23 protein-coding genes are annotated in these 24,743 nt (G+C 63.4%); 1 reads left to right on the forward strand and 22 read right to left on the reverse strand.

All coding sequences use genetic code 11. The features are described from left to right. From AB1792_05745 to rodA, 5 genes are all read right to left on the reverse strand, one after another. Positions 1 to 196: hypothetical protein (locus tag AB1792_05745; protein ID MEW5701712.1), on the reverse strand; the 196-nt coding region annotated here is incomplete at its 3' end. 160 nt (positions 197 to 356) lie between these two features. Continuing rightward, positions 357 to 1,283 carry a GGDEF domain-containing protein gene (locus AB1792_05750; GenBank protein ID MEW5701713.1) on the reverse strand — a complete coding sequence of 309 codons (927 nt, stop codon included), beginning with the start codon at positions 1,281 to 1,283 and terminating at the stop codon, positions 357 to 359. A gap of 136 nt (positions 1,284 to 1,419) precedes the next feature. Beyond that, a complete protein-coding gene (gene xerD, locus AB1792_05755; protein MEW5701714.1) occupies positions 1,420 to 2,409 on the reverse strand; it encodes a site-specific tyrosine recombinase XerD in 990 nt (329 codons plus the stop codon). A 9-nt stretch (positions 2,410 to 2,418) separates the two neighbouring features. Then, on the reverse strand, positions 2,419 to 3,183 hold the full coding sequence (locus tag AB1792_05760; protein MEW5701715.1) for a ComF family protein: 765 nt from the start codon (positions 3,181 to 3,183) through the stop codon (positions 2,419 to 2,421). A 2-nt stretch (positions 3,184 to 3,185) separates the two neighbouring features. After that, positions 3,186 to 4,409 (reverse strand): rod shape-determining protein RodA, encoded by a 1,224-nt coding sequence (rodA, locus tag AB1792_05765; GenBank protein ID MEW5701716.1) that lies wholly within the window; start codon positions 4,407 to 4,409, stop codon positions 3,186 to 3,188. Between the two features lie 299 nt (positions 4,410 to 4,708). Here rodA and AB1792_05770 point away from each other — a divergent pair, with 299 nt between their 5' ends. Then, positions 4,709 to 5,803 carry a hypothetical protein gene (locus AB1792_05770; protein ID MEW5701717.1) on the forward strand — a complete coding sequence of 365 codons (1,095 nt, stop codon included), beginning with the start codon at positions 4,709 to 4,711 and terminating at the stop codon, positions 5,801 to 5,803. Positions 5,804 to 5,899: 96 nt separating this feature from the next. On the opposite strand, the gene mrdA is transcribed toward AB1792_05770, so the two are convergent. From mrdA to AB1792_05855, 17 genes are all read right to left on the reverse strand, one after another. Then, the gene (gene mrdA, locus AB1792_05775) at positions 5,900 to 7,708 is read right to left on the reverse strand and encodes a penicillin-binding protein 2 (GenBank protein MEW5701718.1); all 1,809 of its coding nucleotides are present in this window, start codon (positions 7,706 to 7,708) and stop codon (positions 5,900 to 5,902) included. Then, positions 7,705 to 8,220 carry a hypothetical protein gene (locus AB1792_05780; protein ID MEW5701719.1) on the reverse strand — a complete coding sequence of 172 codons (516 nt, stop codon included), beginning with the start codon at positions 8,218 to 8,220 and terminating at the stop codon, positions 7,705 to 7,707. Before AB1792_05780 ends, mrdA begins: the two co-directional genes overlap by 4 nt. Next, positions 8,217 to 9,035, reverse strand: a complete 819-nt coding sequence (gene mreC, locus AB1792_05785; protein ID MEW5701720.1) for a rod shape-determining protein MreC — start codon at positions 9,033 to 9,035, stop codon at positions 8,217 to 8,219. Before mreC ends, AB1792_05780 begins: the two co-directional genes overlap by 4 nt. 23 nt (positions 9,036 to 9,058) lie before the next feature. Next, on the reverse strand, positions 9,059 to 9,511 hold the full coding sequence (locus tag AB1792_05790) for a PTS sugar transporter subunit IIA (GenBank protein ID MEW5701721.1): 453 nt from the start codon (positions 9,509 to 9,511) through the stop codon (positions 9,059 to 9,061). 49 nt (positions 9,512 to 9,560) lie between these two features. Beyond that, complete coding sequence (locus tag AB1792_05795) at positions 9,561 to 9,725, reverse strand: Trm112 family protein (GenBank protein MEW5701722.1); 165 nt, start codon at positions 9,723 to 9,725, stop codon at positions 9,561 to 9,563. A 134-nt stretch (positions 9,726 to 9,859) separates the two neighbouring features. After that, positions 9,860 to 10,837 carry an acetyl-CoA carboxylase carboxyltransferase subunit alpha gene (locus AB1792_05800; protein ID MEW5701723.1) on the reverse strand — a complete coding sequence of 326 codons (978 nt, stop codon included), beginning with the start codon at positions 10,835 to 10,837 and terminating at the stop codon, positions 9,860 to 9,862. Next, positions 10,838 to 11,920 (reverse strand): MraY family glycosyltransferase, encoded by a 1,083-nt coding sequence (locus AB1792_05805; GenBank protein ID MEW5701724.1) that lies wholly within the window; start codon positions 11,918 to 11,920, stop codon positions 10,838 to 10,840. Then, entirely contained in the window at positions 11,917 to 12,825 is a 909-nt protein-coding gene (locus AB1792_05810; protein MEW5701725.1) for a glycosyltransferase family 2 protein, read from the reverse strand. Before AB1792_05810 ends, AB1792_05805 begins: the two co-directional genes overlap by 4 nt. A 185-nt stretch (positions 12,826 to 13,010) precedes the next feature. Continuing rightward, positions 13,011 to 13,757, reverse strand: a complete 747-nt coding sequence (locus AB1792_05815; GenBank protein MEW5701726.1) for a polyprenol monophosphomannose synthase — start codon at positions 13,755 to 13,757, stop codon at positions 13,011 to 13,013. A 129-nt stretch (positions 13,758 to 13,886) separates the two neighbouring features. After that, entirely contained in the window at positions 13,887 to 15,083 is a 1,197-nt protein-coding gene (locus AB1792_05820; protein MEW5701727.1) for a glycosyltransferase family 4 protein, read from the reverse strand. Between the two features lie 8 nt (positions 15,084 to 15,091). Further along, positions 15,092 to 16,561, reverse strand: coding sequence for a glycosyltransferase family 2 protein (locus AB1792_05825; GenBank protein MEW5701728.1), 1,470 nt, complete (start codon positions 16,559 to 16,561; stop codon positions 15,092 to 15,094). Between the two features lies 1 nt (position 16,562). Beyond that, a complete protein-coding gene (locus tag AB1792_05830; protein MEW5701729.1) occupies positions 16,563 to 18,779 on the reverse strand; it encodes a hypothetical protein in 2,217 nt (738 codons plus the stop codon). 23 nt (positions 18,780 to 18,802) lie between these two features. Next, the gene (locus tag AB1792_05835) at positions 18,803 to 19,900 is read right to left on the reverse strand and encodes a DegT/DnrJ/EryC1/StrS family aminotransferase (GenBank protein MEW5701730.1); all 1,098 of its coding nucleotides are present in this window, start codon (positions 19,898 to 19,900) and stop codon (positions 18,803 to 18,805) included. 128 nt (positions 19,901 to 20,028) lie between these two features. After that, on the reverse strand, positions 20,029 to 21,375 hold the full coding sequence (locus tag AB1792_05840; GenBank protein ID MEW5701731.1) for a dihydroorotase: 1,347 nt from the start codon (positions 21,373 to 21,375) through the stop codon (positions 20,029 to 20,031). After that, positions 21,372 to 22,358, reverse strand: a complete 987-nt coding sequence (locus AB1792_05845) for an aspartate carbamoyltransferase catalytic subunit (protein MEW5701732.1) — start codon at positions 22,356 to 22,358, stop codon at positions 21,372 to 21,374. Before AB1792_05845 ends, AB1792_05840 begins: the two co-directional genes overlap by 4 nt. Before the next feature lie 156 nt (positions 22,359 to 22,514). Continuing rightward, positions 22,515 to 23,123 carry a bifunctional pyr operon transcriptional regulator/uracil phosphoribosyltransferase PyrR gene (pyrR, locus tag AB1792_05850; GenBank protein ID MEW5701733.1) on the reverse strand — a complete coding sequence of 203 codons (609 nt, stop codon included), beginning with the start codon at positions 23,121 to 23,123 and terminating at the stop codon, positions 22,515 to 22,517. A gap of 198 nt (positions 23,124 to 23,321) precedes the next feature. Beyond that, entirely contained in the window at positions 23,322 to 24,734 is a 1,413-nt protein-coding gene (locus AB1792_05855; protein ID MEW5701734.1) for an ATP-binding cassette domain-containing protein, read from the reverse strand. Positions 24,735 to 24,743 lie beyond the last annotated feature (9 nt).

The raw sequence follows: 24,743 nt of genomic DNA on the forward strand, positions 1-24,743 counted from the left end.
CCTCGCCGACCAGCACCAAGAGCATCTCCTGGAGTTCCCCCCGCCGTCGATCCAGAACGACCGCATCCTCGGTCGGCAGGCGGCGTCGGATTTCCTCTGAACCCATCGCCGTCAGGCACATCCCGGCGGTGGCCTCGACAATCTTATCGAACTCCAGAATCGCCCGCACGCTGTCGGTGGACACTGACGACGTCATGGCGCGCAATATAATGCCACGATTGTGTGCCCGCGATCTCTGATCGCGGTTCTTCGTGTCGGAGTCGCCCCGCTATCCGCGATCAGAGATCGCGGGCACACAAGAACCGCACACACGGGGAGGATTCCAGAAACCAGAGGACGGGGGCTCCTGTGGCGTGTCAGTACTTGGCCCGGCGCTCGATCATGAAGTTCGAGCCGGGCAGGGTCTTCGTGTAGTGCTTGAGGTCCGCGACCATGTGGGAGATCTCGCCCACGTGGGAGAAGGTGTCGCCGTGGTTCACCACGACGGCGATTGAGAGAGTCATCAGGCCATACGTCTCCGGCATGCCGCGGCGGTTCTTGGAGATGATATAGCCGTTGCGGCGGTCGCGGGGCTCATAACACAGGCCGATCTCGGCATCGAACCGGTCCAGGATCGCCCGGCAGGTGGATTGGACTTTCTTCGGATCGATCAGAAAGACAAAGTCATCGCCGCCGATGTGGCCAACAAACGCATCCGGCTGATGTTCAAAGACAATCTCACGGATGATCCGCGCGCACATCTTGATCACGCGGTCGCCGTAGAAGTACCCGTAGTAGTCGTTGTAGGCCTTAAAGTCGTCGAGATCGGCATAGCAAACGGCGAAGCGCTCGTGCGCGGCGATCCGCGCGGCGATCACCCGTTCGATGGTGGTGGGGCCGGGCAGACGGCTGGAGGGATTCACATCCAAGTCCCGCCAACTGCGGCGAAAGGCCAGACGCAGACGGGCGGCTGCGGCCGGATCAGTCAGCGATCCGATGATCAGATCGTCGATCACGGACTCGAGAATCTCGGTGGCCGCGTCGCATTCGCCTTCGGTCTGCCAGAGAACCACCGGAACGACGGCCAGTGCCGGTAGCCGCTTGGCATGCGCCGCCAGCGACAGCATCTGCTTCCCCTTCGATCCCATGGGAAGGACGACCAAGTCGAGCACCGTGTGCATCGCCAGATCGGCCAACTGCCGCAGCCCGTTGAACGGGACGATTTCGGGATGAAACGGGGCCAGTGCGCGCTGCACTGCCCGCGGCCACTCGGTCGTGCCGTTCTCACAATAGGCGCAGATCATCGCATCACACTCCGCCTGCGAGGGCAGAGCCCGATCACGTGCATCTCTGTCCCGCCCGACCCGGGGAGCGCTTGATCCCCACTCGTATTTTCGACCGCGGAGGGAGACGAATTGACCGGCGTTTATGTCGAGCCGTTCAACCGTTCGACGGCTTCGGTGTGGCTTCGAGGGGATGGAAGCGCTGGTGCACGCGGCGCAGATGTCCTCTGTCCAGATGCGTGTAAACCTGTGTCGTCGATACGGATCGGTGTCCGAGCATCATTTGCACAGCGCGCAGATCCGCGCCGGCCTCGACCAGGTGCGTGGCAAACGAATGGCGGAACGTATGCGGCGAAACTCGATCGGCCACGCCGGCCCTCAGGGCCGCCTTGCGCACGATGCGCCAGAGTCCCATCCGGCTGAGCCCTTGGCCGCGCCGGTTGAGGAAGACGAAACCGGGATCGTCATCGACCAGATCATCTCTTCTTGCCCCGCGCAGGTACGTCGTCAATGCGCGTGCCACGACGTCCCCGAACGGAACAAGTCGCTCACGATCACCCTTCCCGCGAACGCGAAGGAAGCGCGAAGGGAAATCGACGTCGCTGAGACCCAGCGTCGCCGCCTCCGAGACGCGCAGACCGCACCCGTAGAGAACGGCGAGAATCGCCCGGTCACGGACTCCCAAGGGATCATCCATCGGCGGCGCGAGGAGCAATGTCTGCATCTGGCGAACCGAGAGCACATCGGGGAGCTGGCGCGGCAGTCGCGGCGTCCGGATGGCACGGGCGGGATTCTGTGGACAAATCTCATTCTGCAGAAGGAAGCGGTGGAAGCTCTTTACCGCCGATAGGGCGCGTGCCACCGACGCCGGCGACAATCCGGCCCGTGTCTGGCGCCCCAGAAACTCCCCCACGAGACGGGAATCGACCTGGCGGGGATCGCCGATTCCCTGGTCGGCGCAGAAGGCCGCATAGCGCGCCAGGTCACGACGATACCCCAAGAGCGTGTTGGTGGCACGTCCGGTCACCAGCACAAGGTGGTCGAGGTACTGCCCAATCCAGCGGTCGAGCGATGATCGTCCCGATGTGGAACCCGAACCCCGACGCGTCCCCGCCCGGGATGACTCAGAGACTCGCTGGCGCGGCACGCGGTCCCCTCAAGCGTTCCGGGCGGCAGGGCCCAAGTTGAGCGCCACAACGGCACCGGTGACTCGGATGGCCCCGGCCTCCATCAACACACGCGACGCTTCACCGATTGTGGCACCGGTCGTCATCACGTCATCGACAAGAACAAAATCTCTTCCTCGTACAGTCGAGTCGTCCGGCACCGCAAACGCCCCCTGGACGTTCTGGTGACGTTCGGCCGGCGACAGCCGCGTCTGGTCCGCCACCCGCCGCGTGAATCTGATGGCCCGGTCCACAAATGGGATTGCGAGTTCTTGGGCCAGGCGCTCGGCGATCACCTCGGCGTGACCGAACCCTCGTTCGCGCCGCTTGTGTTCTGTCGTCGGCACCGCGACAACGGCGTGGCATGAACCGAAGTCCTGCAGCCGAGCCGCCAGCAACCGTCCCAGTGGAGCGGCGACAGCGCGCAACTGATCGTACTTGAGCGCCTGCACGGCGGCGCCGAGAGCTCCGTCGTAGGCCCCCAAGGCCACCACGATCCGCAGGGAGGACGGCGATGCACCGTCGGAACAACAATGCTCTTCACCCGTCAAGAATCGCCGGCAGCGCGGACAAATCGGTTCCCGCCATAAGTGGACCGAGCGTGTGCATGCGGCGCACCATGGGTAATCTCGAAGCTCGGCTATGGCCCCGCACACCGGACAACGCAGAGGCCAGATCAGACCGAGGATGGCATCCAAGCTGTGGCCCAGACGAGACTTCAGGGCGGTCGAGCGCGCGGCTCGGTGGCGGTCCATCGTCAATACTCCTGCCAATGCCGGCGGATGTTGACGACCAGTCCGGTCAAAAACCAGAATAACACCAGCGAGCTGCCGCCGTAAGAGACGAAAGGCAGTGGCAGACCGGTGACCGGCATCAAGCCCACCGTCATGCCGACATTCACCAGGAGCTGGAAGGCAATGATACCGGCGGCGCCGACCGCCAGGAATCGACCGAAGTTGCTGCGTGCCCGATATCCGGTGTCGATCATCCGCCACAACAGCAGGCCGAAGAGAACAAGGACGATCATCGCCCCCCAAAACCCCAACTCCTCGCCGCACACCGAGAAGATGAAATCGGTGTGCTTCTCCGGCAGGAAATGCAGACCGGTCTGGGTGCCGTGCAGGTACCCTTTGCCCCAGAGCCCACCCGACCCGATCGCCACCTTGGACTGAATGATCTGGTATCCCGCCCGCTGGGGGTCACTCCCCGGATCAAGGAAGACCAGAATGCGCATTCTCTGGTACGGCTGCAGCTTGTTCCACAGAATCGGGGTGACAATGCCAAAGAGCGTATTCACGGTTACGACGCCCACCGACATCAACAACCGCGGCCGGGTGAGGTAGAGGGCCCCCAAAAGAACGGCGATGTAGATGATCCACGTGATCCAGTTGAACGCCAACACCAGACTGATCAGAGGTGAAACCAGGAAGAAGAGCGACATTGGGGGCACGCCGGCCCAGAAGAGCATCACCAACACCAAGGCCCAGAAGACCAGCGAGGTCCCCAGATCGGGTTGCTTGAGAACCAAGAGCCAGATCGGCACAACGATAACGGCAAGGACCAGCAAGGGTCGCCAACCGAAGACCGGGCGCTTCAGATACGCCAAATAACGCGACAGGGCGAACAGTAGCGCCAGCTTGGCCAGTTCGGAGGGTTGGAGGTAGGCCGGGCCCAGAGAGAACCACTGCCGTGATGTGCCCACCCCCGACCACAGAAGTGCCATGAGGACCAACCCGATGGCCACCAGATACACGTAGGCGAAGACGTCGTGCAGTCGCAACGGCAGCCATGCCGCGAGCGCGAAGGCGCCCGTGGCGACGAGCCACCAGAGCAGTTGGCGGCTCCAGAGGATCTGATCCCGGGGATCCGGCATGGCGTGCTGCGCCGAGTAAATCAGCAGCGCGCCGATGGCGGTCAGCCCGAATGCGCTTCCCACCAAGATCGGGTCCAACTCGCGGAGGTATTTCAGAATGGTCTGCATGGATCTTCACACGACGGTTCGGCGACACGGATTCTGCCCGAGCCCCGCGGGTTCAAGGTGTGCCCATGCCCACAAAGTGTCAATCGTGGAAACTCCCCGGCACAAAAACAGGGCGCGCGGACCTCGCGTGCCCGCGCGTGTTGGGACCGTCATGTGTAACAAGAGGTTGCATGATGCCGATTTTGCCTGCGCACAGGCATGTTTTTCGCTTTCTATTGGGTACGAAACGCCGGCTTCAGGCGTAATACACTTGGATGTTGGAGTCGACCCTGACCACAGGGGACTATGGGGTGATGACGATGAAACGGTTGATGATCACACTGGGATTCGTGGCCGCCATGGCGGTGAGCAGCCAGGCGATGAACACCGATGACATCCTGGCTCTGTGCCAGTCTGGGTTCGAGCCCGACAAGATCGCGCGCATCGTCGATGCCACCGGTCTCGATCAGCCGCTGACGACCGGCGACTGGGTGCGATTGAAGACTGAGGGATGCGGTGACGACGTCGTTGAGGCGCTGCTGGATGTCCTCGTGCCCGTCGACGAAGAAGGTCAGGAGGTGTACGATTCGGATACGGAGTACCGCGATCGAGACGTGAATGTGTACGTATCCGGCGACTGGGGCTGGAACGGTTGGTATGGATCGCTCTTCTGGGGGTACGACCCCTATTGGTCGTTCGGCTGGAATACCTGGGATCCGTGGGCGGGGTGGTGCTGGACGTCGCGTGCCTCTTGGTGGTATGACCCGTGGGGCCCCTCCTACTACCATCATCGTTATTGGGGTTGGGACGATCGGTTCTACTACGGTCACGGCCATCGCCCGGGATGGCACGGCTATGATGGGCGGTACGTACGCCACAAGGCGCTGCGGCGTGCCGGCCACAGCGCGGCCGAGTACGCTGTGGTGAAGTCCTCTCCGATCGCACGCCGGGCGGTCCATGCGAATGTGCAAACCAGAGCGTATCGTGCCACGTCCACCGTTGCGACCGGGAACGCGACTTCCGGACACATGACTGCGCGCACCAAGAGCGGGCGCGCCGGAACGGCATTCACGACACGCTCTCAGTCGCGCGGAAGCTCAAACACGAGCACAGGCGCACGATCATCGGGAACGTACGCGAAGCGCAAGACATCCGGGGCGGCGGGAAGCGGCCAGACGGTCACGCCGCGCACCGGTGCGCAGCCCAGAACAACAGTAAGATCTCAGCCGGGATCGTCGGGGACAACGTCAACGGCCAAACCAAAGGCCAAAAAGAGTTCCCGATCGGGCGGGACGCCACCGTCGGGATCATCGTACAGCCCTCCTCCGACTTCTTCGACGGGTCGGGCGTCCAGCGGTTCCCAGCCATCGCAGTCCTCGCACAACGGGACGCTCAAGCCGCGTCCCAAGCGATAAGCAGACCACTGTTCCAGAGTGAATGACAAGGGCCCCGATTCGGGGCCCTTGCCTATTGTGACACGGTGTGCGGCCCTGCCGGACCGGTGTCGCCGTTCACGGCATCGTCGTGTGACTGTCGGCCACAGCGACGTCCGGTGTCGACGCGGGCGGTGGGGGAGCGAGGATTGCCTTGGCCACTTGAAAGCATATGGGGGCAGCGTACGTTGACCCGTGCCCCACATTCTCCACCAGGGCCACAACGGCAATCTGAGGATCATCGGTGGGAGCATACCCGACAAACCACGCGTGATCCTCCCCGTGCGGATTCTGCGCGGTGCCGGTCTTGCCTGCCATTCGAACCACATCGTCGTTGATGCCGTGCGCGGTGCCGGAGCCGCCTTGAACAACACGGCGGCATCCTTCGCGAAGCGTGACCAACGCCGAGGGCGAGTACGGCAGTGCGAAGGAAACCTGCGGCGTCGTGTACTCCCATCGCCCGCCTGAGGACCGTGCCGCCATCACACAATGCGGACGCATGGCCTGACCATGATTGACCATGGCGGCATAGAAGACCAGAAGCTGCAACGGCGTGACGGAGAACTCCCCCTGCCCGATGGCGAGATTCACCATCAATGTGCGTGTCCACTTTCCCTTGCCGTAGAGTCGGTCGTAGTATGCCGCCGAAGGAACAATGCCGGAGACCTCGCCAATCAGGTCGATCTCCGTCGGCTTGCCAAACCCGGAACGCCTGGTCTGCTTGGACCATTCCTCCAAACCGAGTTTGGCACCCAATTGGTAGAAATAGACATCGCATGACTGCTCGATCGCGCCCAAGAGATCCAGCGAACCATGCCCCTCCGGCTTCCAGCATTTGAAGACGCGATTGCCGAAGCGATGGCCGCCGCCGCACGAGGCAAACCGCGATGACGGCGTGATCACACCCGCCTCCAACGCGGCGGCGGCAGTCAACAGCTTCGCCGTGGAACCGGGCGGATACATCCCCATCGCAGCCCGATTCAGCAGCGGATGCAACGGGTCGGAGCGCAGCGCTTCCCATTCCGCCGAGGACATCCCACCCGAGAAGGCGTTGGCATCAAACCCAGGACGGGTCACGAAGCACAGGATCGCGCCGGTGCGCACATCCATGGCGACCACGGTCCCGGCCACGTAGGCCGACAGCAACGAGTCGGCCAGATGCTGGAGTCCGAGGTCGATGGTCAAAAGCACATCGTCACCGGCGGTGGGCGCTACGGGGGCATACCCCGGCATCGCCCCCATGACTTGCCCGTAGGCATTCACCTGACGATAGACGATCCCGTCCAAGCCGCGCAAGACGTCGTCGTGGCGCTTCTCAAGGCCGATGGCACCGACTTGTCCGCGCAAGGGCGCTCCGCTTTTGTCGGTGCGGTTGGCGTCCTCGTCACTGACCTCGCGAACATACCCGAGAAGGTGCCCGCCCCAAGGCGCGGAGGGATACTGGCGCACCGGCTCACTGGCGACCATCACGCCGGGGAATTCCTCGATGCGTTCTTCGAGCCGGGCAATAACCGACAGATCGGCGTCGCGTTGAACGTTCACCGGCTCCAGCGGCAAGCCGGGACGGCGTCTCAGACGGGCGGCCAGATCATCACCCGAAAGATCGAGAACCGATGCGAGTCTGAGTCGCGGCCCGTCGCCGCGGAAGTCGGCCGGGAGAACGGCAATCGAGAACGACAGCCGATTGCCCACAATCTCAATGCCGTTGCGGTCGAGAAGCCGCCCGCGCGGCGCCGAAATCGGGAGCACGCGGATGCGGTTTTCGTCGGCGATTCTCCGGTACGCCCCGACCTGAAGGAGTTGCATGGTCGCCAGGCGAGCCGCAAGCACCAAGAGTATGGCGACGACAGCGGCGAGAAGGACATTGCGGCGCCCGGTCCAGTTCACAGGGATTCCTCCCGGCTCTGATCGGGAGCGACGACGAAGCGCCTGGGACGCGCCCGTTCCCAAAGCACGGCGATGCCAACCCCCGCTGTCGCTGTCAAGCCCGCGGACGCCAATGCGCCCGACCAGAGGGAACTCAGCCAGAGTCCGAGATCCCAGCCCGTCTGGAATAACAACTGGAATGCCTTGGCCACCAACAGGACGGACCAGAGGATCAGCCAACGTGAAAAGGTGTACTCAAGGAACAAGCGTTCCTTCCAAAATCCGACAATCCACCCGGCACCGGCTCCCAACAAGCTCCCCCACACCAGCCGGCCGGGGTCACCGGCCGCGGCGAGAAAGCCGATCGCCCAGCCCGAAAACGTGCCGATAAGCCGTCCCCGGTTCAGACCAATCAGCGCGATGACCATGAGGTCATAGTCGAGCCGCATGCGCGGCGGTGCCGGTGTGTCAGGAAACCAGACACGATACGCCACGATGCTGGCCGCCAGAGCGATCCAACTCACGACACTCACGGCAGGCCTCCCTGGCCGGCCGCATCTGATCCATCCAAGAGCGGTCGAATGATAAAGACCGCTTCCAGCCGATCCGGGCGCACCGCCGGTTTGACGCTCACTTGCAGAAAATCGCCGGCCGGTACGGTGTCGACCGTCGCGACGACCCCGATCTGCAATCCCTTGGGGAAAATCCCGCCCCACCCCGAGGAGATGATGGTGTCCCCCGGGACGACATCAGCGGCTCGCGTCAGGTAGTTCATCTCCAGATGAGACCCTGACTCCCAGCCCACGATTCCCGCGGCGCGGCTGCGTTGGTCATACGCCGCCACCCGCAGCAGGGGATCCCACAACGTACGCACGCGCGACACATCGGGCGACACGTCGATCACACGCCCCAGCAAGCCGTCCTCCGTCACGACCGGCCAGTTCACCTGCACCAGGCGCCGCGAACCGGCGCCGACCCAGAGGATACCCGAACCGGGCGCCAGGGGACCGATGACTTCAGCGGCAATCGCCCGGGCCCGCCAACTGGGAGCGAATTCCATGAGGCGGCGCAGCCGGGTGTTTTCCCGCCGCTCTTCCTGGAGTCGTTGATTCTCGACTTCCAGTGTGGCCACACGCTCGTGGAGTTGCTGGTTCTCAGCGAAGACATCGGCGCCGGCGGAAATACGATTATGAAGCGCGAAGAACGGGGCATAAACGAATCGCACGAGCGCCTGGGAAAGCGACAGACGCACTCCCTCCCCGACCAGAAGCAACAACCCTGACAGGACCACGGCCCAACGGAGCGCCGCGGGTCGCTTGAAGGAATTCCACAAGTGACTCCGCCACACGCCGTCAGCCCCCAAGGGAGGAGTTAGGGCGCCGAATCGAGAATCAGCATCACTTCACCGGCCGTCTTGGCCCGCATGAGGCGTTCGCGATTCTTCTCGCTCTTCATCACATAGGAGAGGCGCGCCATGACATTCAGGTGGGCCCCGATGGCGTCCTCCGGAGCGGCGATCAGGAAGAACAGATGTACCGGCTTCTTGTCCATCGCTTCGAAATCGACGCCGACTTCCGAGCGGCCGAAGACGATGATGATTCCCTTGACCGCCCGTGTCTTCGCGTGGGGAAAGGCGACGCCATATCCAACGCCCGTGGTCACGAGCTTCTCCCGTTCCAGAACCGCCGCCAGAAGCTCGTCTTTGTCCCGCACCATACTGGAGCGCGCGGCCATGTCGACCAACTCGGTGATGATCTCGGCCTTCCCCTGACCGGACAAATCGAACGACATCGAGTCTTCTTCACAGAACTTCGAGAGTTTCATCGAGAGGTCTCCAGCGAACTGCGCGACGGGCATTCAAGAATCGGCAACGTCAGCATGACTCGGCTTCCTCGACCAGCATGATCGGGATATCATCACGCACCGGGTACCGTAGCCGGCAACGGCCACACTCCAAGGTTTCTCTGTCCCGATCATACTGCAACGTCCCCTTGCAGGCGGGGCAGACCAGAATCTCCACAAGCCGGGGGTCAAGCATCGTCCCTCCGGCCCCACCCTGACCTGAGAGAAGGCACGGCGGTCGCCCTGCGTCCGGATGGGCCGGCATAACGGGCCGCACAGAGCGACACCGACGGACCCCATTCCGAAACAACCACGCCGCTGCCCGCTCCTTCAAAACGTGTCATCGTCTCCGAACACGCCGACCTGTCGATATTTAGCACGGCGTTGCGCGAGCAGCTCCGGCACAGGGACGGCACTCAACTCCACGAGACACTCCAGAATCGTCGCCCGCAGGAAGGACGATGCCGCGTCGGGATCACGGTGCGCGCCACCCAAGGGTTCGGGGATTACGCGATCGACGATTCCGAACTGGGTGAGATCTTCGGCTGTCAGCCGCAACGACTCGGCCGCCCGCGGAGCATTCGTGGCGGCTTCGCCCGGCCAGAGTATCGCCGCGCACCCTTCCGGAGAGATGACCGAATACCACGCGTTCTCCATCATCAGCAACCGATCGCCGATACCGATCCCCAGCGCACCTCCGGAGGCGCCTTCACCGACGACCGCGACGACGACCGGAACCGGCAATAACGACATCTCGCGCAGGTTCCATGCGATCGCCTGCGCTTGCCCTCGTTCCTCCGCCTCGATCCCCGGAAAGGCCCCCGGGGTGTCTATGAGGATGACGATCGGACGGCCAAACCTCGCCGCTAATTTCATGAGTCGCAAGGCCTTACGATATCCCTCCGGATGGCACATGCCGAAGTTGTTGGCCAGCTTTTCCTTGGTCGACCGCCCCTTCTGTTGCCCCAAGACCATCACTGGCCGGTCACCGAGCGTTGCCATGCCGCCGACCAAGGCACGGTCATCGCCGTAGGCGCGATCACCATGAAGTGTGAGAAAACCGGTGGTCATCCGCTCGATGTAATCCAAGGAACATGGCCGGAGGGGATGGCGGGCGAGTTGGACACGCTGCCACGGGGTCAGACTGGAGAACGTATCTCGTTTGAGGCGTTCCAGTTTGCGTTCCAGAAGGCGAATCTCACGGGACAACTCCACGTTTTCGCCTTGGGCAAACTCCCGCATGTCGCGGATACGCGCCTCTAACTCGGCGACCGGTTTCTCGAAATCCAGGTACGTTCCTGGGCTCATTCAATCCTCATCACCAACTCCGTGGCGGTGCCCGGTGCTCCCCAAGGTCCGTGGGCGCAAGATAATACCCAAGGCCACCAGTATCGACAACACAAAAAAGCCCAAGACAGCGGCCAGAACCCGCCGATTGGCATAGCGTAAGCCCACACAAAAGGTCCCGAGAATCACCGCGAGCACGTTATAGACAATCAAGATGCGCCGAGCGCTGAAGCCGTGCTCCAGCAGACGATGGTGGATGTGGCCGGCATCGGCGCCCAAGGGATTCGTACCCGAAAGCGAGCGCCGCCCCAATGTCATCGCCGCCTCCGCCAGGGGCAGCAGCAGGGCGAAGACCGGCACGAAGAAAGCGACAACCGTGAACCGCTTGATCGGCACCAGGAGGGCCACGACCGCGATGAAGTATCCCAGTGTGAGGGAACCGGAATCGCCCATGAACACTCTGGCCGGAGGGCGATTGAAGCGCCAGAACGCGACCAACCCGCCGAAGAGTGCGGCGGAACCGAGAGCGGTCGCCGGCAGGTGGTGAATCCAACTGACCCAAATCAGCGTCAACGTCGCCACCGCCGTTGTACTGACTGCCAAACCATCCATCCCGTCGATGATGTTGATGGAATTGACCAGGATCAGGAACCACAGGAGAGTCACCGGCCAAGATAGAATGCCGAGACCGACACCCCCGACAAACGGAATCCATAACCGGTCAAACCCAATTCCCACCGCATAGAGAAACGTCCCTACAGTGGCCTGAGCCGTCAACTTTACCGCGCCGCTCAGGGGATGGAAGTCGTCGATGACCCCCACGCCCAAGATGAGAATGGCCCCAGTGATGATCGGGATCGCACTGGGGAGAAACTCGGCCACGTGGGTGGGGGCGAACCAGACGGCGGCCAACAGGGGCACCCAGATGGAGAAGAACAGCGCCACCCCGGTGAGGCGTGGAGTCGGATGAGGATGCGCCTTCCGCGGTCCGGGCTGATCCAACCATCCGCGACGGTGACAGATTCGCGCCAGCAGCGGCACGAGGACGCTGGTGATCACCCACCCGGCCACCGCGGCCACAAGCAAGATCAGACCCTCGCTCATGACCCGCCTGCTCTCCCCGGCGACGACCGAGCCAGTCGATCCCAGCCGGCCGCCAAGGCAAGAGCCGTGAACACAGCGGCATTGCGCAACCGCTTTTTGGGGTGATGTCGGCGAAAGTACCTGCGGATGCCGTCGCGGTGGTGGCGCGCCAGCATGGGGTCCGGCATGACACGACTTTGCCACACGTGGCGCACCGTCACCGCCGGATCGCTCCACACCTCCCATCCGGCATCGTGCCATCGACGGCAGAGGTCGGTGTCCTCGACATAAAGAAAATACCCCTCGTCCATCCCTCCGACCTCTCGAAAGGCCGATGTACGGACACACAGGAATGTGGCGGCGACGGCCTCTATGACAGATGGTGACGGAGGATCAGTCAGAGTATAGGACCACGGAGACCGACGCACGGCGGCCGCTGGTCCCCAGGGAGACCGACGAGAAAACCAGATATTCGCATGGGTGGGGAATCGCCGGATGGACGGCTGGGGCCGCCCATCCGGGTACAGGAGCCGCGGCGCCACTGCCGCCGCTCGGGGATGTTTCCCGAGCAAATCCTTCAATCGATCGATCGCATTGTCACACCACGTCACATCGGGATTCGCCAGAAGCAGGCATTCACCACGCGCGGCCCGCGCCCCGGTATTGACGGCTGCCGCGAAGCCGCGATTTTGCGGCGATACGATCACGACGGCGTCAGGGATGCCGTCGTGAAGAAGGGCGATGGACCTGTCCCTCGAAGCGTTGTCCACCACGATCAATTCCCAAGGACAGCCGGGCGGATACGCGTGCAGTGAGTCGATGAGGCCGGGGAGCGATTCGGCCGAGTTGTGGGTGACGATGATGATCGAGAGCGAAGGCGTGCCGGGTCTGTGTCCCGCTCCCGACTCCGGAGTAGCTTGAGCCACCGTCAGATCCCGTGACAGCATGGCGATGTTGCGTGCTCCAGGAGGGCGAAGCTCTTGTTAACCCTGAGCGAAGCGTGAGGGCTGAGCCGTCTTCCGTTTGGTCGCCACGTGCGGCTCGGCAGGAGCATCGCCCTCCCCGTCTTCCGCCGGCGTGTCGGCGGCGATCTAATTCATCAAGAACGTTCTCACTGCAATTGCCCCGTCAGCGCCATCCACCGGAGCTTGGGCACCATCCACACCGCCTCGCGCACGATCGCTTTCGACATCTTGGAGTGCCCCTGCTCGCGGTCGGTGAAGACGATGGGAATCTCGCGCACGGAGAAGCCGCGCCGGACGGCACGGAACGTCATCTCGATCTGGAACGCGTAGCCGTTGGAACGCACGGCATCCAGATCGATCCCGGCCAGCACCTCGCGGCGAAAGCACTTGAAGCCGCCAGTCAGGTCTCGCACTCGAAGCCCGGTCACAATCCGGGCATACACATTGGCATAGTAGGACAAGAGCAGCCGCCCCATCGGCCAGTTGATGACGTTGACGCCGGAGACATACCGCGATCCCACGACAAGGTCGGCGGCCTCCGAGGCACGGAGCAAGTCCGAGAGATAGCGGGGGTGATGGGAGAAATCGGCATCCATCTCCATAACACGGTCGTAATCGCGCGCCAAGGCCCAGTGAAACCCGGCGAGATAGGCCTTTCCCAACCCCGCCTTGCTCTCACGATGCAGGACATGCACCCGACTGTCCGATGCCGCGGCGAGGTGATCGGCGAGCGCGCCGGTGCCATCGGGCGAATTGTCATCGACGACCAGAACGGAGAGACAGGGGTCCTGCGCCAGGACCTCGGGCACGATGCGGACGATGTTGTCCTTTTCATTGTAGGTGGGGATGACGACCAGCGCCTTCATGTCACCCCCGCGCCGTGGGTACCGCATCGTCTTGATGTCATCATGGAAGTGTCATCTCGGTGCATGCCGGGTTCCTCGGAGGGCCGCGGCACCCTGTCGGGCTCACGGGTCACCTGATGATACCGGAAGGGCACCCGACGTTGCAAGACCCATGGACTACTGCGGCCATTCATACCAGCCCAGAAACCGATCGACGATGGCCGCGGACGAGAATCGCCGTCGCGCCGATGCCCTTCCCTTCTCGGCCAGTCTCTGTCGCAGGGCTGGATCAGGCAGTACCCGCGCCAGCATGTCGGCCAGATCGCCGGGGTCCCTGGGCCGAGCCAAGAGCCCCGACTCACCATCTTCGATGATGTCCGTCAGGCCACCGGAACGCACACCGACAACGGCGCAACCGCATAACTGCGCCTCGACGAGCGCCATACCGAATCCCTCATCGACGGCGGGCAGAACGGTGACATCGGCATTCCGGTATTCGTCGGCCAGACGGTCTTGCGCCATGCTGCCGACCAACTCCACATGTGACGTCAGCCCCCGTCCGGCAATCTCCTGCACGACCTGGCCGCGCAGTGCCCCACCTTCGCCGACGATCCGACAACGGTACCGCACACCGCGATCACGAAGACGTGACAGCGCCTCGATCAAGTCACCGGTCCGCTTCTGCGCCGTGAAGCGGGTCACGCAGAGAATGATGGGTGGATCATTGACGGACCGCGGCGTCGCTGAGGGCATGAAAATCTCATCCTCGGGGGGCATCGGAGCGACCCGGACCTTCGCTGCCGCCGTCGGGAATGTGACTTGCAGAAACTCCGACAGCCACGATGAGACGGTTGTGATGATGTGCGCCCGGGCAAAGACGCGGCCGGCCAATAGACGCAGCCACGGCTTCATTTGCAGCAATCGGATGTCGGTCCCGTGCAGCGTGACGATCAGGCGATTCCCACGGTTGTGCTTCCGCGCCACCCAGCCGGCGGGAACCCACCAGTGCGCATGAACGACCGACGGACGATGAGCGGCCAACAGCATGCGCGTGGCGCGATCGAACGAGCGAAAGAACCGCCAGTGCGCCCACAGACCATGATCGCCGAGTATGGAAACACCCCCCCAATCGCCGCGGTACGCCAGCGTTTCCCTGGCATCCGGCGCATAGCGGAAGCGCCAGACATGGACGCCATCCATTTCCTCTTCGGCGGCCGAGCCGGGGCCATGCGGCGCCAGCACACCGATCGCACGTCCCCGTTGGTTGAGCAGCAGTGCCAGACGCGCGAGAAACCGTCCCGCGAAGTCCGTGGAGTGGCGGGGGTAGTTGTGAGTCAGAAAGAGGGTGTCGATCTGATCAGCGCGGCCGGTCACGACAATCCTCAGGGCCGATTGCGACGACCATATGGAGAGCGAGACGGCATGTCCTTGCTCAGATCGTTGGCGGGCGGTGTCCCACCCGGCAAATCTGAGGTGCTCGACGCTGATCCTCGTTCGGTCACCCGATGCTCAGGAATCTCCGGGGGAGGAGTCGGACGCCGTGGCGGCTCGTCGGCCCCTTCACGCCACCCCGAATCGGCCCAATCGGTCGGCGGGATGAACAGGTCGCCCGCGTCGGGTCCGGGCGTTACCTCGGGGGCTGACACCTCCACATCGGCACGTGCCAATGGCTCGGACCCGCCGGGCCGTCGATCAGTGGGGACCCCGGCACGCTCGGTCGATTCGACCTGCCGTCGTCCTCTCCGGGCCGGCTGCACCTTCGACGCCGGTCTGGCGTCGCGGTCCCCCGGCAATCGATGTTGCCGGCTGTCTGGGCCACGGCGTTCGCGTTGTCGATCCATCATATCGACGCCTCGCCGATCCGCACTGCCCGGACGTGCCGAGACCTGGGGGCGGGAACCGGGGCGATACGTGTGCAGGCGGGGCGCCGGTCGCATCGCGTCGATTTGTTGCCTGACTCCGGCGACCGACTCCGCCAGAAAACCCATCGCGAAGAAGACAATCCCGGAGATGCCGAGGGTCATGACCAAGTAGATGAGCGGGCGGTGCCCGTGTCCCTGCAGACGCTGGACGACGGCCACCAGACCGACCACAAACGCGGCCGCCAGAAGCAGCAATCCTGTCATCCCGAAGTACCAGAGTGGGCGTCGCATCGTGTGGTACTGGAACTTCACCGCCAACAAATCGAGCACGCCGCCGGGAATGCGCCAGAATCCGAACTTCGAACGCCCGGCGCCGCGCCGATAGAGCGTCACATCGACCTCGCCGACGCGATACCCGGCCTCGGCAACGATCGCCACCCAGAAACGGTGCCAGTCATGCCGGTAGTCCAGCACGCTGACCAACTCGCGCCGGAACGCTTTCACCGAGTTGAGATCGGAGACCGGAATGGCGGGAAACAGCCAGCGCGACAGGCGATTGTAGAAACTGGAGACGAAACGCTTGCTGTACTGGCCGATCTTACGGCCAGTGACCAGATCGTATCCAGCGCGCACTTTCTCAACCATCCGGGGAATGTCGGCCGGATGAAACTGGCGGTCGGCCGGATAGAACACGAGGATGTCACCCCGGGAGACCCCGAAACCGGCACGCAGTGCCTCGGTCAAACCGCGACGATGCGGCAGCGAAACGACACGCAGGAAGCGATGCTGCGCCTGGGCATCGACCACTCGTGGGAGCGTCTGATCGGTCGAGCCGTCATCGACCCAAACGACCTCCAGCCGGAAGCGGGCGCGTTGCGCCAACTCGGCAAACTGCTCGAGCAGGGGCAAGACATTGTCCTGCTCATTATGAGATGGGACCACGACCGAGACGTCGACGCGGTCTGTGTCGCTGGTAGGGCGGTGGTTCATGTCACCGGGCCATGGTCAGTCGATCAATCAGGTACTTGTTACCCGGCACCAGCCGGAGAGCACGGCTCCAGTAGTCGACCGCCCGGGATTTGTCCAACGGGCCTCCGACCGTGCTGTAGCGTTGCCAATAAACCTCGCCCGTCTGCCCGAGCAAAACAAAATCGTCGGGATAGAAGGCCAGGGCGCGCTCGTAGGCATAGATGGCCTGGTCGGGGCGATTGGCCCGATGGTACAAGTCGCCGGCAAACCACCACCCGGAGAAGTTGTCGGCGGAATCGGCGACCCGCTGTGTCAGCTCCTTGAGGAGCGTGTCGAGCGGCTGCTGACCCAAACTGCCCCGCAGTCGCTCAAAGAACGACGGCCGGTAGCTACTGGCCTCCGGATTGCCGCCGATTTCCGCCACACGCAGCACGGCGTACCGCAGGTTCCGGACCGTGTAAGTGGTCACGCGTTCGGCCGCCTGCGCGATCTGGGGGTATTCCTTGAAGAACGGCGCATCGCTCTTGTCTTCGACGACGACGTGCGTGATCGGCCGTTCGGCGAAGAAACGCTCCGATTCCTTCAGCACAAAGAAGTGGTTCAGACTCTTCGGCGAATCGCGCCGCTGGGTCAAGGCGGGAGCCATCTCCCCGGTCACGACGGCCCCGGGACCGAGAATGACACTGAGGTCCCGGTTGGCCGAGGCAATGGTCGTCTGCGGATGCGCCCACCACCGGACGAAACGACGACCCTGACCCACGAGAGACACAAGCAAGATGACGGCAATAATCACCTCGACCCAGGGGCGCAGTCCCGGCCGTCGTCCAACGGTCGTCGATGCACCCGCCCGGCCGGCCCAAGCAATCCAGGCGACCGCCACCGCGAATCCGACGAGGAGGGGCGCTGAGTAGCTTGTGGACGTGAACACGCGCCGCGACCCGCCCAAGAGAGGGGCAAACAGGAAATGCTGCAGGCCCATCGAGACGAGGGCGAACAGAACCGGCGTCACCCACCAGATCGCCCGCGGTCGATCAGCCGCGCGTCTCGGCCCCGAACGCTCAGCCCAGTATTGGAGCAGCCAGCCGGCGGCCGCGGCCAGCGGAAGAATCAGCACGATTTGGTAGCGGACGGGGCGGTAGTTGAACGGGGAGAATGCCAGATAGGCGCTGAGGAACCACCCGACGATCAACCAGACCGCCGCCGGAACGCGAGTCAAGAAGTGGCGCAGCGTCGTGACCCGTCCATAACACACTGTCATCGTGGCCATGCCGATCAGGCCGATGATCCCGACAACCGGCGCACGCGTCAGTATGCCGGTGTCCGTACCGAACGAGAACCACATCCCCAGAAAGCCCGAAAGAGACGACAATCCCACTGGGTCGCCGTAGAGACTGCGCGACTGCTCACGCAAGTACTTCAGCACTTCTGCGGAGGCCAACTGGTAGACGAAGATGTACCAAATCAGGGTGACAACACCCATGCCGGCGGCGTAGCCAATCGCCCGTCGCCAACGCGCCAGGTTGCCCGACGACGTGTGTCCTGATTCGGAGAATCCGACGACGATCGCGCCGAACAGGAAGATCGGGGCGGCGTGCAGGGCCGTGACCTTGCCGAATACGGTTCCGATTCCTGCCACGATCCCGGCCACAATCGCCCACCACCATCGGCCCGCGCTGGTGATGACCGCCCAGAAGGCGACCGCCAACGACGCGTTGGCGGCAACCTCCAGAAACGGCTGGCGGCTATAGGCAACGAACAAGTAGTGCACCGCCAGGAAACATCCGGCGCACGCTCCGGCGAGATATCCGAAGGCCCGGCCGACGCCCCACGCCAGGAATCCGACGGCCACGAGATTCAGCAGGACCGCAGTCAGGTTCGCAGTGGAAATGTCGGTGCCAAAGACGGTGAATACTATATACGCGAATAGTCCGGTGATGTTCTTCCGGAAGAAGACCAACTTCTCATCGTTGAGGGGGTTCCACTCGCCGAAACTGATCGCATTGCGCGCGTAGGCCGTGTACTGCGGTGGATCGGTGAGCAAGTCCTGGCTCCAAGACACGTCCGACGGCGCATCGGCACCGAGGTACGGAAGCCGTGTCGCCAGGGTTAACAATGCGACGAGGAGAACCGCCGCGATCTGCCACCGCTTCTCCTGCAGATAGTGCGTCCATCCGGCCCACGCAGTCCGGGTCTTCGGAGCCGTTGGCCGGGCGTCGGGACGGCGGGAGGGTTTGGTCATGACCGGAATGGGGTGGGCGACGATTAGAGATCGACGGAGTGCCGCGCGACGGCGGCGACATGGTCGATCTGCTCGTCCGTCAACTCGGCGTACATCGGCAGCGAGACAATCCGTCCCGCCAACGTCTCCGTGACCGGATAGCGCAGCGAACTCATCTGCGCATACGCTTTCTGCTTGTGCACCGGGATAGGGTAGTGAATCAAGGTATCGATTCCTTCGGCCTTCAGGTCCTCCTGGAAACGGGAGCGGTCATCAACCTGCACAACAAAAAGATGATAGACCGATTGCGCGTCATCATCAGGAGGGGGCAACACAAGATTGGCACCGGCGAGTTTCGCACGATAGCGGGCGGCGTGGGCCCGCCGGGCTGAGTTCCAATGATCCAAGTGCTGCAATTTCACGTCCAACACCGCGCCCTGGATGCCCTCCATCCGATAGTTGTACCCGAGGACGTCATGGTGGTATTTCTGCAACGAACCATGATCACGCCACATGCGTATTTGCCTCGCCCACGCGTCATTGTCGGTGACTACCGCGCCGCCCTCACCGTAGGCGCCCAGGTTCTTCCCTGGATAGAACGAGAAGCAGGCGGCTGTCCCCCACTGTCCGGTACGTCGCCCCTGGTACGACGCGCCGTGTGCCTGGCAAGCGTCCTCGATGACGACAATCCCCTTCTCGTCGGCGATGGCATTGATGGCGTCCATCGGCGCTGGACGCCCATACAGATGCACGGGCAGAATCGCTTTGGTCTTCCGCGTGACGGCCTTGCGCAGAGCCGACGGATCGACATTGTAGGTCTTGGGATCGACATCGACCAGGACAGGAGTCGCGCCGCAATAGGAGACCGCCGCACAGGTGGCGATGAAGGTGTTGGCGGCGGTGATGACTTCATCCCCCGGCCCGACACCGGCGGCCAACAGCGCCAGGTGCAGCGCCGAGGTTCCACTGTTGACCGCAATGCAGTTCTTCGCGCCGCAGTAGGAGGCGAAATGCGCTTCGAATTCCTGCACGTGTTTGCCGAGGATGAAGCCGCAGTCCGCGACGACCCCGGCGATCCCGGCGTCGACCTCGGGTTTTATTGTCCCATACTGGGCCTTCAGATCAAGGAATGGAACACGCATGAAACGGTCCTTTGAACGTAGGGACACGGCGTGCCGTGCCCATAGGGCGCCTCGTCAACATAGGGGTTATGGGCACAGCAGGCTGTGCCCCTTGTAGACGTGGGTTCATGTTCGGGGCATCATCACAGCTACGACGGCAGCGCCCGGCCACGCGCGCCATTGGACTCGTGCACCAGCCGCCCGTCCACGATCGTGGACTTCACCAAGCCCGTCAACTCCCAACCGTAGAAGGCGGAGTTCTTGGACTTGGAGGTCAGTTGATCCGGCGTCACGGTCCAGCGCGCATCCGGATCGATGATTGCGATGTCGGCGGGTGCACCCGGCGCGATGGCGCCCGCGGGAAGATGGAAAACCTGAGCGGGGCGACGCGACAAGCAATCGATCAGCAGCAACCACTCCATCAAGCCGGTCTCCCGCAGTGCCTTGACACAGACACCCAGCGCCGTCTCCAGTCCCACCGTGCCAAACGGTGCCAGATCAAACTCCCCATCCTTTTCCTGCTCGGCGTGCGGCGCGTGATCGGTGGCGATGCAGTCGATCGTTCCATCCGCCAACCCCGCGCGGAGCGCCGTGACGTCGTCCGCGGTCCGCAGCGGCGGATTGACCTTGTAGAGCGGATCGAAATCCCGGGCGACCCAGTCGTCGGTCAGCATGAGATGGTGAGGCGTGACCTCGGCGGTCACGTTCACACCGGCGGCTTTGGCGGCGCGGATGATGGCCACGGAGCCGGCGGTCGAGACATGCGCCACGTGCAGGTGGGTTCCCGTCTCCCGGGACAGCGCGATGTCGCGCGCCACGCAGATCTCTTCGGAGATCGCCGGGATGCCGCGCAGCCCCAGCTTGGTCGACACAAGACCCTCGTGCATCACGCCATTGCCGGACAACTCCGGCGTCTCGCAGTGCTCGACGATCGGCACGCCGAACATGTGAGCGTACTGCATGGCACGGCGCAGCAGCCCCGCCGACGCCACCGGCGCTCCATCATCGGAAAAAGCCACGGCGCCCGCCGCGACCATCTCGGCGATCTCGGCCAGCGATTTGCCCTCGCGGTCGCGGGTGATCGCTCCGACCGGATATACACGCCCCGGCGCCGAGGAGGCGCGATCAAGGACAAAGCGCACCGTCTCCTGATCGGCAATCGCCGGCTCGGTGTTCGGCATACAGCAGAGCGTCGTGAATCCGCCGCGAACACCGGCCGCCGAGCCACTCGCCACAGTCTCTTCGTCCTCGCGACCGGGCTCGCGCAAGTGGCAGTGCAGATCGACGAATCCCGGGGCCACGATCATGCCGCCGGCATCGAGAACCGCCCCAGGCACGCGTTCATAGCGACGGTCACGACCGGCGCGCTCGATGCGTTCGACTCTTCCCTTACCGTCGAGAATCACGTCGGCGACGCCGTCGAAACCGGAAGCGGGATCAATCACCCGTCCACCGACGATCACGCCAACCGCGCGGAATGTGGAGCGGTATGTCATTCGCCTTCCCGTGCGGCTGCCGCCGGTACCTGTCCACCGCATAACAAGTAGAGAACGGCCATACGGACCGCCAGCCCGTTCGTGACCTGATCGAGGATGACGGAGGCGTCACCATCGGCCACTTCGGACGTTATCTCCACCCCACGGTTCATCGGTCCCGGATGCATGACGAGCGCCCCCGGACGAAGACGCGACGCACGGGCGGCATCAATCCCGAAGAGACGGGCGTATTCCCGCAACGAGGGCAGAAAATCGGAACTCTGTCGTTCGCGCTGGATGCGCAGCACGTTGACGGCATCGAAACCGGTGTCCAAGGCCGCGTCGACGTCGGTGAAAACCTCGATGCCCAAGTCGGCCAGACAGGCCGGGACCAGCGTTGCCGGTCCACACACCGCCACCTGGGCGCCCATGGTCAAAAGCCCCCAGATGTTCGAACGCGCCACCCGGGAGTGAAGGACATCGCCCAGAATGAGAACGCGCTTCCCCTCCAGTGTCCGCCAGCGCTCCCAGAGGGTATACATGTCCAGCAGTCCCTGGGTCGGATGCTCATGGGCACCGTCGCCGGCGTTGAGGATGATCGCATCGGTGGCACGGGTCAGGAAGTGCGGCGCCCCCGGCGACGGATGGCGAATGACGATCACGTCGGTCTTCATCGCCAGGATGTTCTTGACGGTATCGCGGAGCGATTCCCCTTTCTGCACCGAGGACGCGGCCGTCGTGAAATTGACGACATCGGCGGAGAGGCGTTTCTCCGCCAGCTCGAATGAAATGCGTGTGCGCGTGGAGGGCTCATAGAAGAGGTTGACAATCGTCTGCCCGCGCAGGGGCGGAACCTTCTTGATGGGTCGATCCAGCACTTCCTTGAAGGACTCCGCCGTCGTCAGGATCTTCTCGATGTCCTCGCGACAGACGCCCTCCAATCCCAGCAAATGGCGGATTCGCAGCCGTCCGGGAGGTGGTGCCGGCGTCGCATCGGAGGCCATGGGCGCAATCGGGGCCGGTCGACGCCCCCGTCCTGTCTCCGCACTTCCGCCTGCCCTGCGTTCGCGATCAGATACGACCATGTCTCATCCCCGAACGTCAGGAGCCCAGTTCGGCTCCGCTCACTGCAAGCAGGGCTCCTGACCTACGCGTCCACTTCAATGGTTGTCTCCGAGACCGAAATCCAACGTCGGTTCCGCGGCGGCCCTACGACGCGGCGCCAAACGTCCGACGATCACACCATCTGTCCCATCAAACTCCAGCAACTGCACGACCACCTGCTCGCTGCGCGAGGTGGGCAGGTTCTTGCCGACATAGTCGGCGCGGATCGGCAATTCCCGATGGCCGCGGTCAACCAGCGCCGCCAACTGGATTGCCCGGGGTCGTCCCAGGTCGATCAGCGCATCCAGAGCGGCACGGATGGTCCGGCCGGTGAACAGAACATCGTCCACCAGAACGACGATCCTGCCGGCGATACCGAAGAGAATCTCCGTCTTCTGAACCACAGGAGCAGCCAGCGAGCCGGCCAAATCGTCGCGATAGAACGAGATGTCCAAATAGCCGACCGGCACCGAACGCCCCTCGACACGTTCGATCACCGCGGCAATCCGATCGGCCAGCGGTGCTCCGCGGGTGCGGATTCCGATCAGCACGACGTCATTGACGCCGCCGTTGTGTTCGAGAATCTCATGAGCAATGCGCTCGATCGCGCGGCGCATTGCGGCGGCGTCCATCACAGGGCGAGAGGAGATCAGTTCAGCGACCATCCCCGCTCCCCACGTGCAACGGTCTTCGGGTTTCGCCGATCGGACGGGATCTGGAGGTGACGGTGGGAGTCGTGCCGAGCCCCATTGTTGCCGATCATCCTTTCCCGGCCTCGCCGGGCCGGGTTAAAAGGCGGTGGTAAGAAACGGTGCGTCGAAGCGCAAGTCCACCCTTTTTGCGGCGGTTGCGTTCGGGGTGTGTCATCGGAACCCGATCGCATCGAGAACTCCCCCGTGCCTCTCCAGCGCCGCCCACGTTCCGTCGAAGATGATCCGCCCCTTGTCCAAGACCCAGACACGACGTGTCAGCCGCCGGAGAAACTCGAGGTCGTGGGAGATGATCACGTAGGCGGCCCGACGCTCCAGCCAGTCACGCAACAGCGATTCCAGACTTGCCTGGCCTTCAGCATCCAGCGACGCTTGGGGTTCGTCCAAAAGATACAGACGCGATGGGATGGCCGCGATGCCGGCGAGCGCCGCCCGTCGCCTTTGGCCACCGGAGAGCGAGAACGGTGCGCGTCGGGCAAACGTCGCCGCAGGGAGCCCGACTCGATCAAGTGCGATCGTCACGGCCGTTGCCAGCTCACCCGACTTCAGCCCGCGGGCTTTGGGTCCCACAGCTACATCATCGAGGACCGTCGAACAGAACAACTGGCGCTCGGGAAACTGCATCACCATCGCGGGTGCTTCATGACCGGGCATGTCACACCAGGTCATTTCCCCCTCCCACCGCTCAATCAGTCCCGCCAGATGCAATGCCAGCGTGGTCTTGCCGGCACCGATCGGACCGCACAGCCCAATCGCATCCCCCGCTCGTATCTCAACGGTAATGTCTTCGAGGGGATGATCGGGAATCGGCCACAGATGGGAGTCGACCTGTCGCAATCCCCGCGCACGTACGATCACCGGGGCATCAGGAGGCGCTTTTGGGACCGGCAGACCGGGTCCATGGTCATTCTGCGCGCCGGCCCAACCTGCACTCGGGCCGTCGTAGACGATCCTGCCTGCGTCGAGCGCGATGATCCGCGGTAGCCGTCTTGCCTCTTCTTCATACTGGGTGACCAGGACCATCGCCGGGGCCGCACCAACTCCTCCTTTAGTTGCCGCCTCCAGATAGGCGAAGAACTCCCGCCGACCCGATGCATCGAGATGCGAGGTCGGCTCATCGAGTATGATCAACCGACGCTGCGACGCGCGTGCGCAGGCCACCGCGACCTTCTGCTTTTCTCCTCCCGAAAGACTGTCGGTGGAACGGTCGATCAGATTGCCGAGTCCGTAGGATTGCAGCGTCTCTCGTGCAATCGCCTCAACGGGGCCGCCATCGACCACATGCTCCAGTGTCAACATCATCTCTTCCAAGACCGTCGCCCCGATCAGGTTGTCCTCGGGCGACTGAAAGACGATGGCACCGTACGGCGGAATTGCCTGCCCGCTCTCGACGATCACGCGACCCCGAGTCGGAGCCAAAAGACCGGCGAGAATCAAGGCGAGTGTCGACTTGCCGGAGCCGTTCGGGCCGACGATCGCCACGCGCTCGCCGGAAACGACTGTCAGAGACACGTCGGTCAAGGCGGGAATGGCATCGCCCTGATCTGGCGCGTACGTTGCCGACACCTGGTCACA

The sequence above is a fragment of the Candidatus Zixiibacteriota bacterium genome, from assembly GCA_040752595.1.
Lineage (GTDB): Bacteria > Zixibacteria > MSB-5A5 > WJJR01 > WJJR01 > JACQFV01.

Coding starts and splice junctions, on each gene's coding strand:
- AB1792_05795 (MEW5701722.1), bottom strand. CDS start 9,725: ATGCTTGACCCCCGGCTTGTGGAGATTCTGGTCTGCCCCGCCTGCAAG.
- AB1792_05790 (MEW5701721.1), bottom strand. CDS start 9,511: ATGAAACTCTCGAAGTTCTGTGAAGAAGACTCGATGTCGTTCGATTTG.
- AB1792_05760 (MEW5701715.1), bottom strand. CDS start 3,183: ATGGACCGCCACCGAGCCGCGCGCTCGACCGCCCTGAAGTCTCGTCTG.
- rodA (MEW5701716.1), bottom strand. CDS start 4,409: ATGCAGACCATTCTGAAATACCTCCGCGAGTTGGACCCGATCTTGGTG.
- AB1792_05845 (MEW5701732.1), bottom strand. CDS start 22,358: ATGGCCTCCGATGCGACGCCGGCACCACCTCCCGGACGGCTGCGAATC.
- pyrR (MEW5701733.1), bottom strand. CDS start 23,123: ATGGTCGCTGAACTGATCTCCTCTCGCCCTGTGATGGACGCCGCCGCA.
- AB1792_05840 (MEW5701731.1), bottom strand. CDS start 21,375: ATGACATACCGCTCCACATTCCGCGCGGTTGGCGTGATCGTCGGTGGA.
- AB1792_05750 (MEW5701713.1), bottom strand. CDS start 1,283: ATGATCTGCGCCTATTGTGAGAACGGCACGACCGAGTGGCCGCGGGCA.
- AB1792_05815 (MEW5701726.1), bottom strand. CDS start 13,757: ATGCGGTACCCACGGCGCGGGGGTGACATGAAGGCGCTGGTCGTCATC.
- AB1792_05830 (MEW5701729.1), bottom strand. CDS start 18,779: ATGACCAAACCCTCCCGCCGTCCCGACGCCCGGCCAACGGCTCCGAAG.
- AB1792_05835 (MEW5701730.1), bottom strand. CDS start 19,900: ATGCGTGTTCCATTCCTTGATCTGAAGGCCCAGTATGGGACAATAAAA.
- AB1792_05805 (MEW5701724.1), bottom strand. CDS start 11,920: ATGAGCGAGGGTCTGATCTTGCTTGTGGCCGCGGTGGCCGGGTGGGTG.
- AB1792_05770 (MEW5701717.1), top strand. CDS start 4,709: ATGAAACGGTTGATGATCACACTGGGATTCGTGGCCGCCATGGCGGTG.
- AB1792_05800 (MEW5701723.1), bottom strand. CDS start 10,837: ATGAGCCCAGGAACGTACCTGGATTTCGAGAAACCGGTCGCCGAGTTA.
- AB1792_05825 (MEW5701728.1), bottom strand. CDS start 16,561: ATGAACCACCGCCCTACCAGCGACACAGACCGCGTCGACGTCTCGGTC.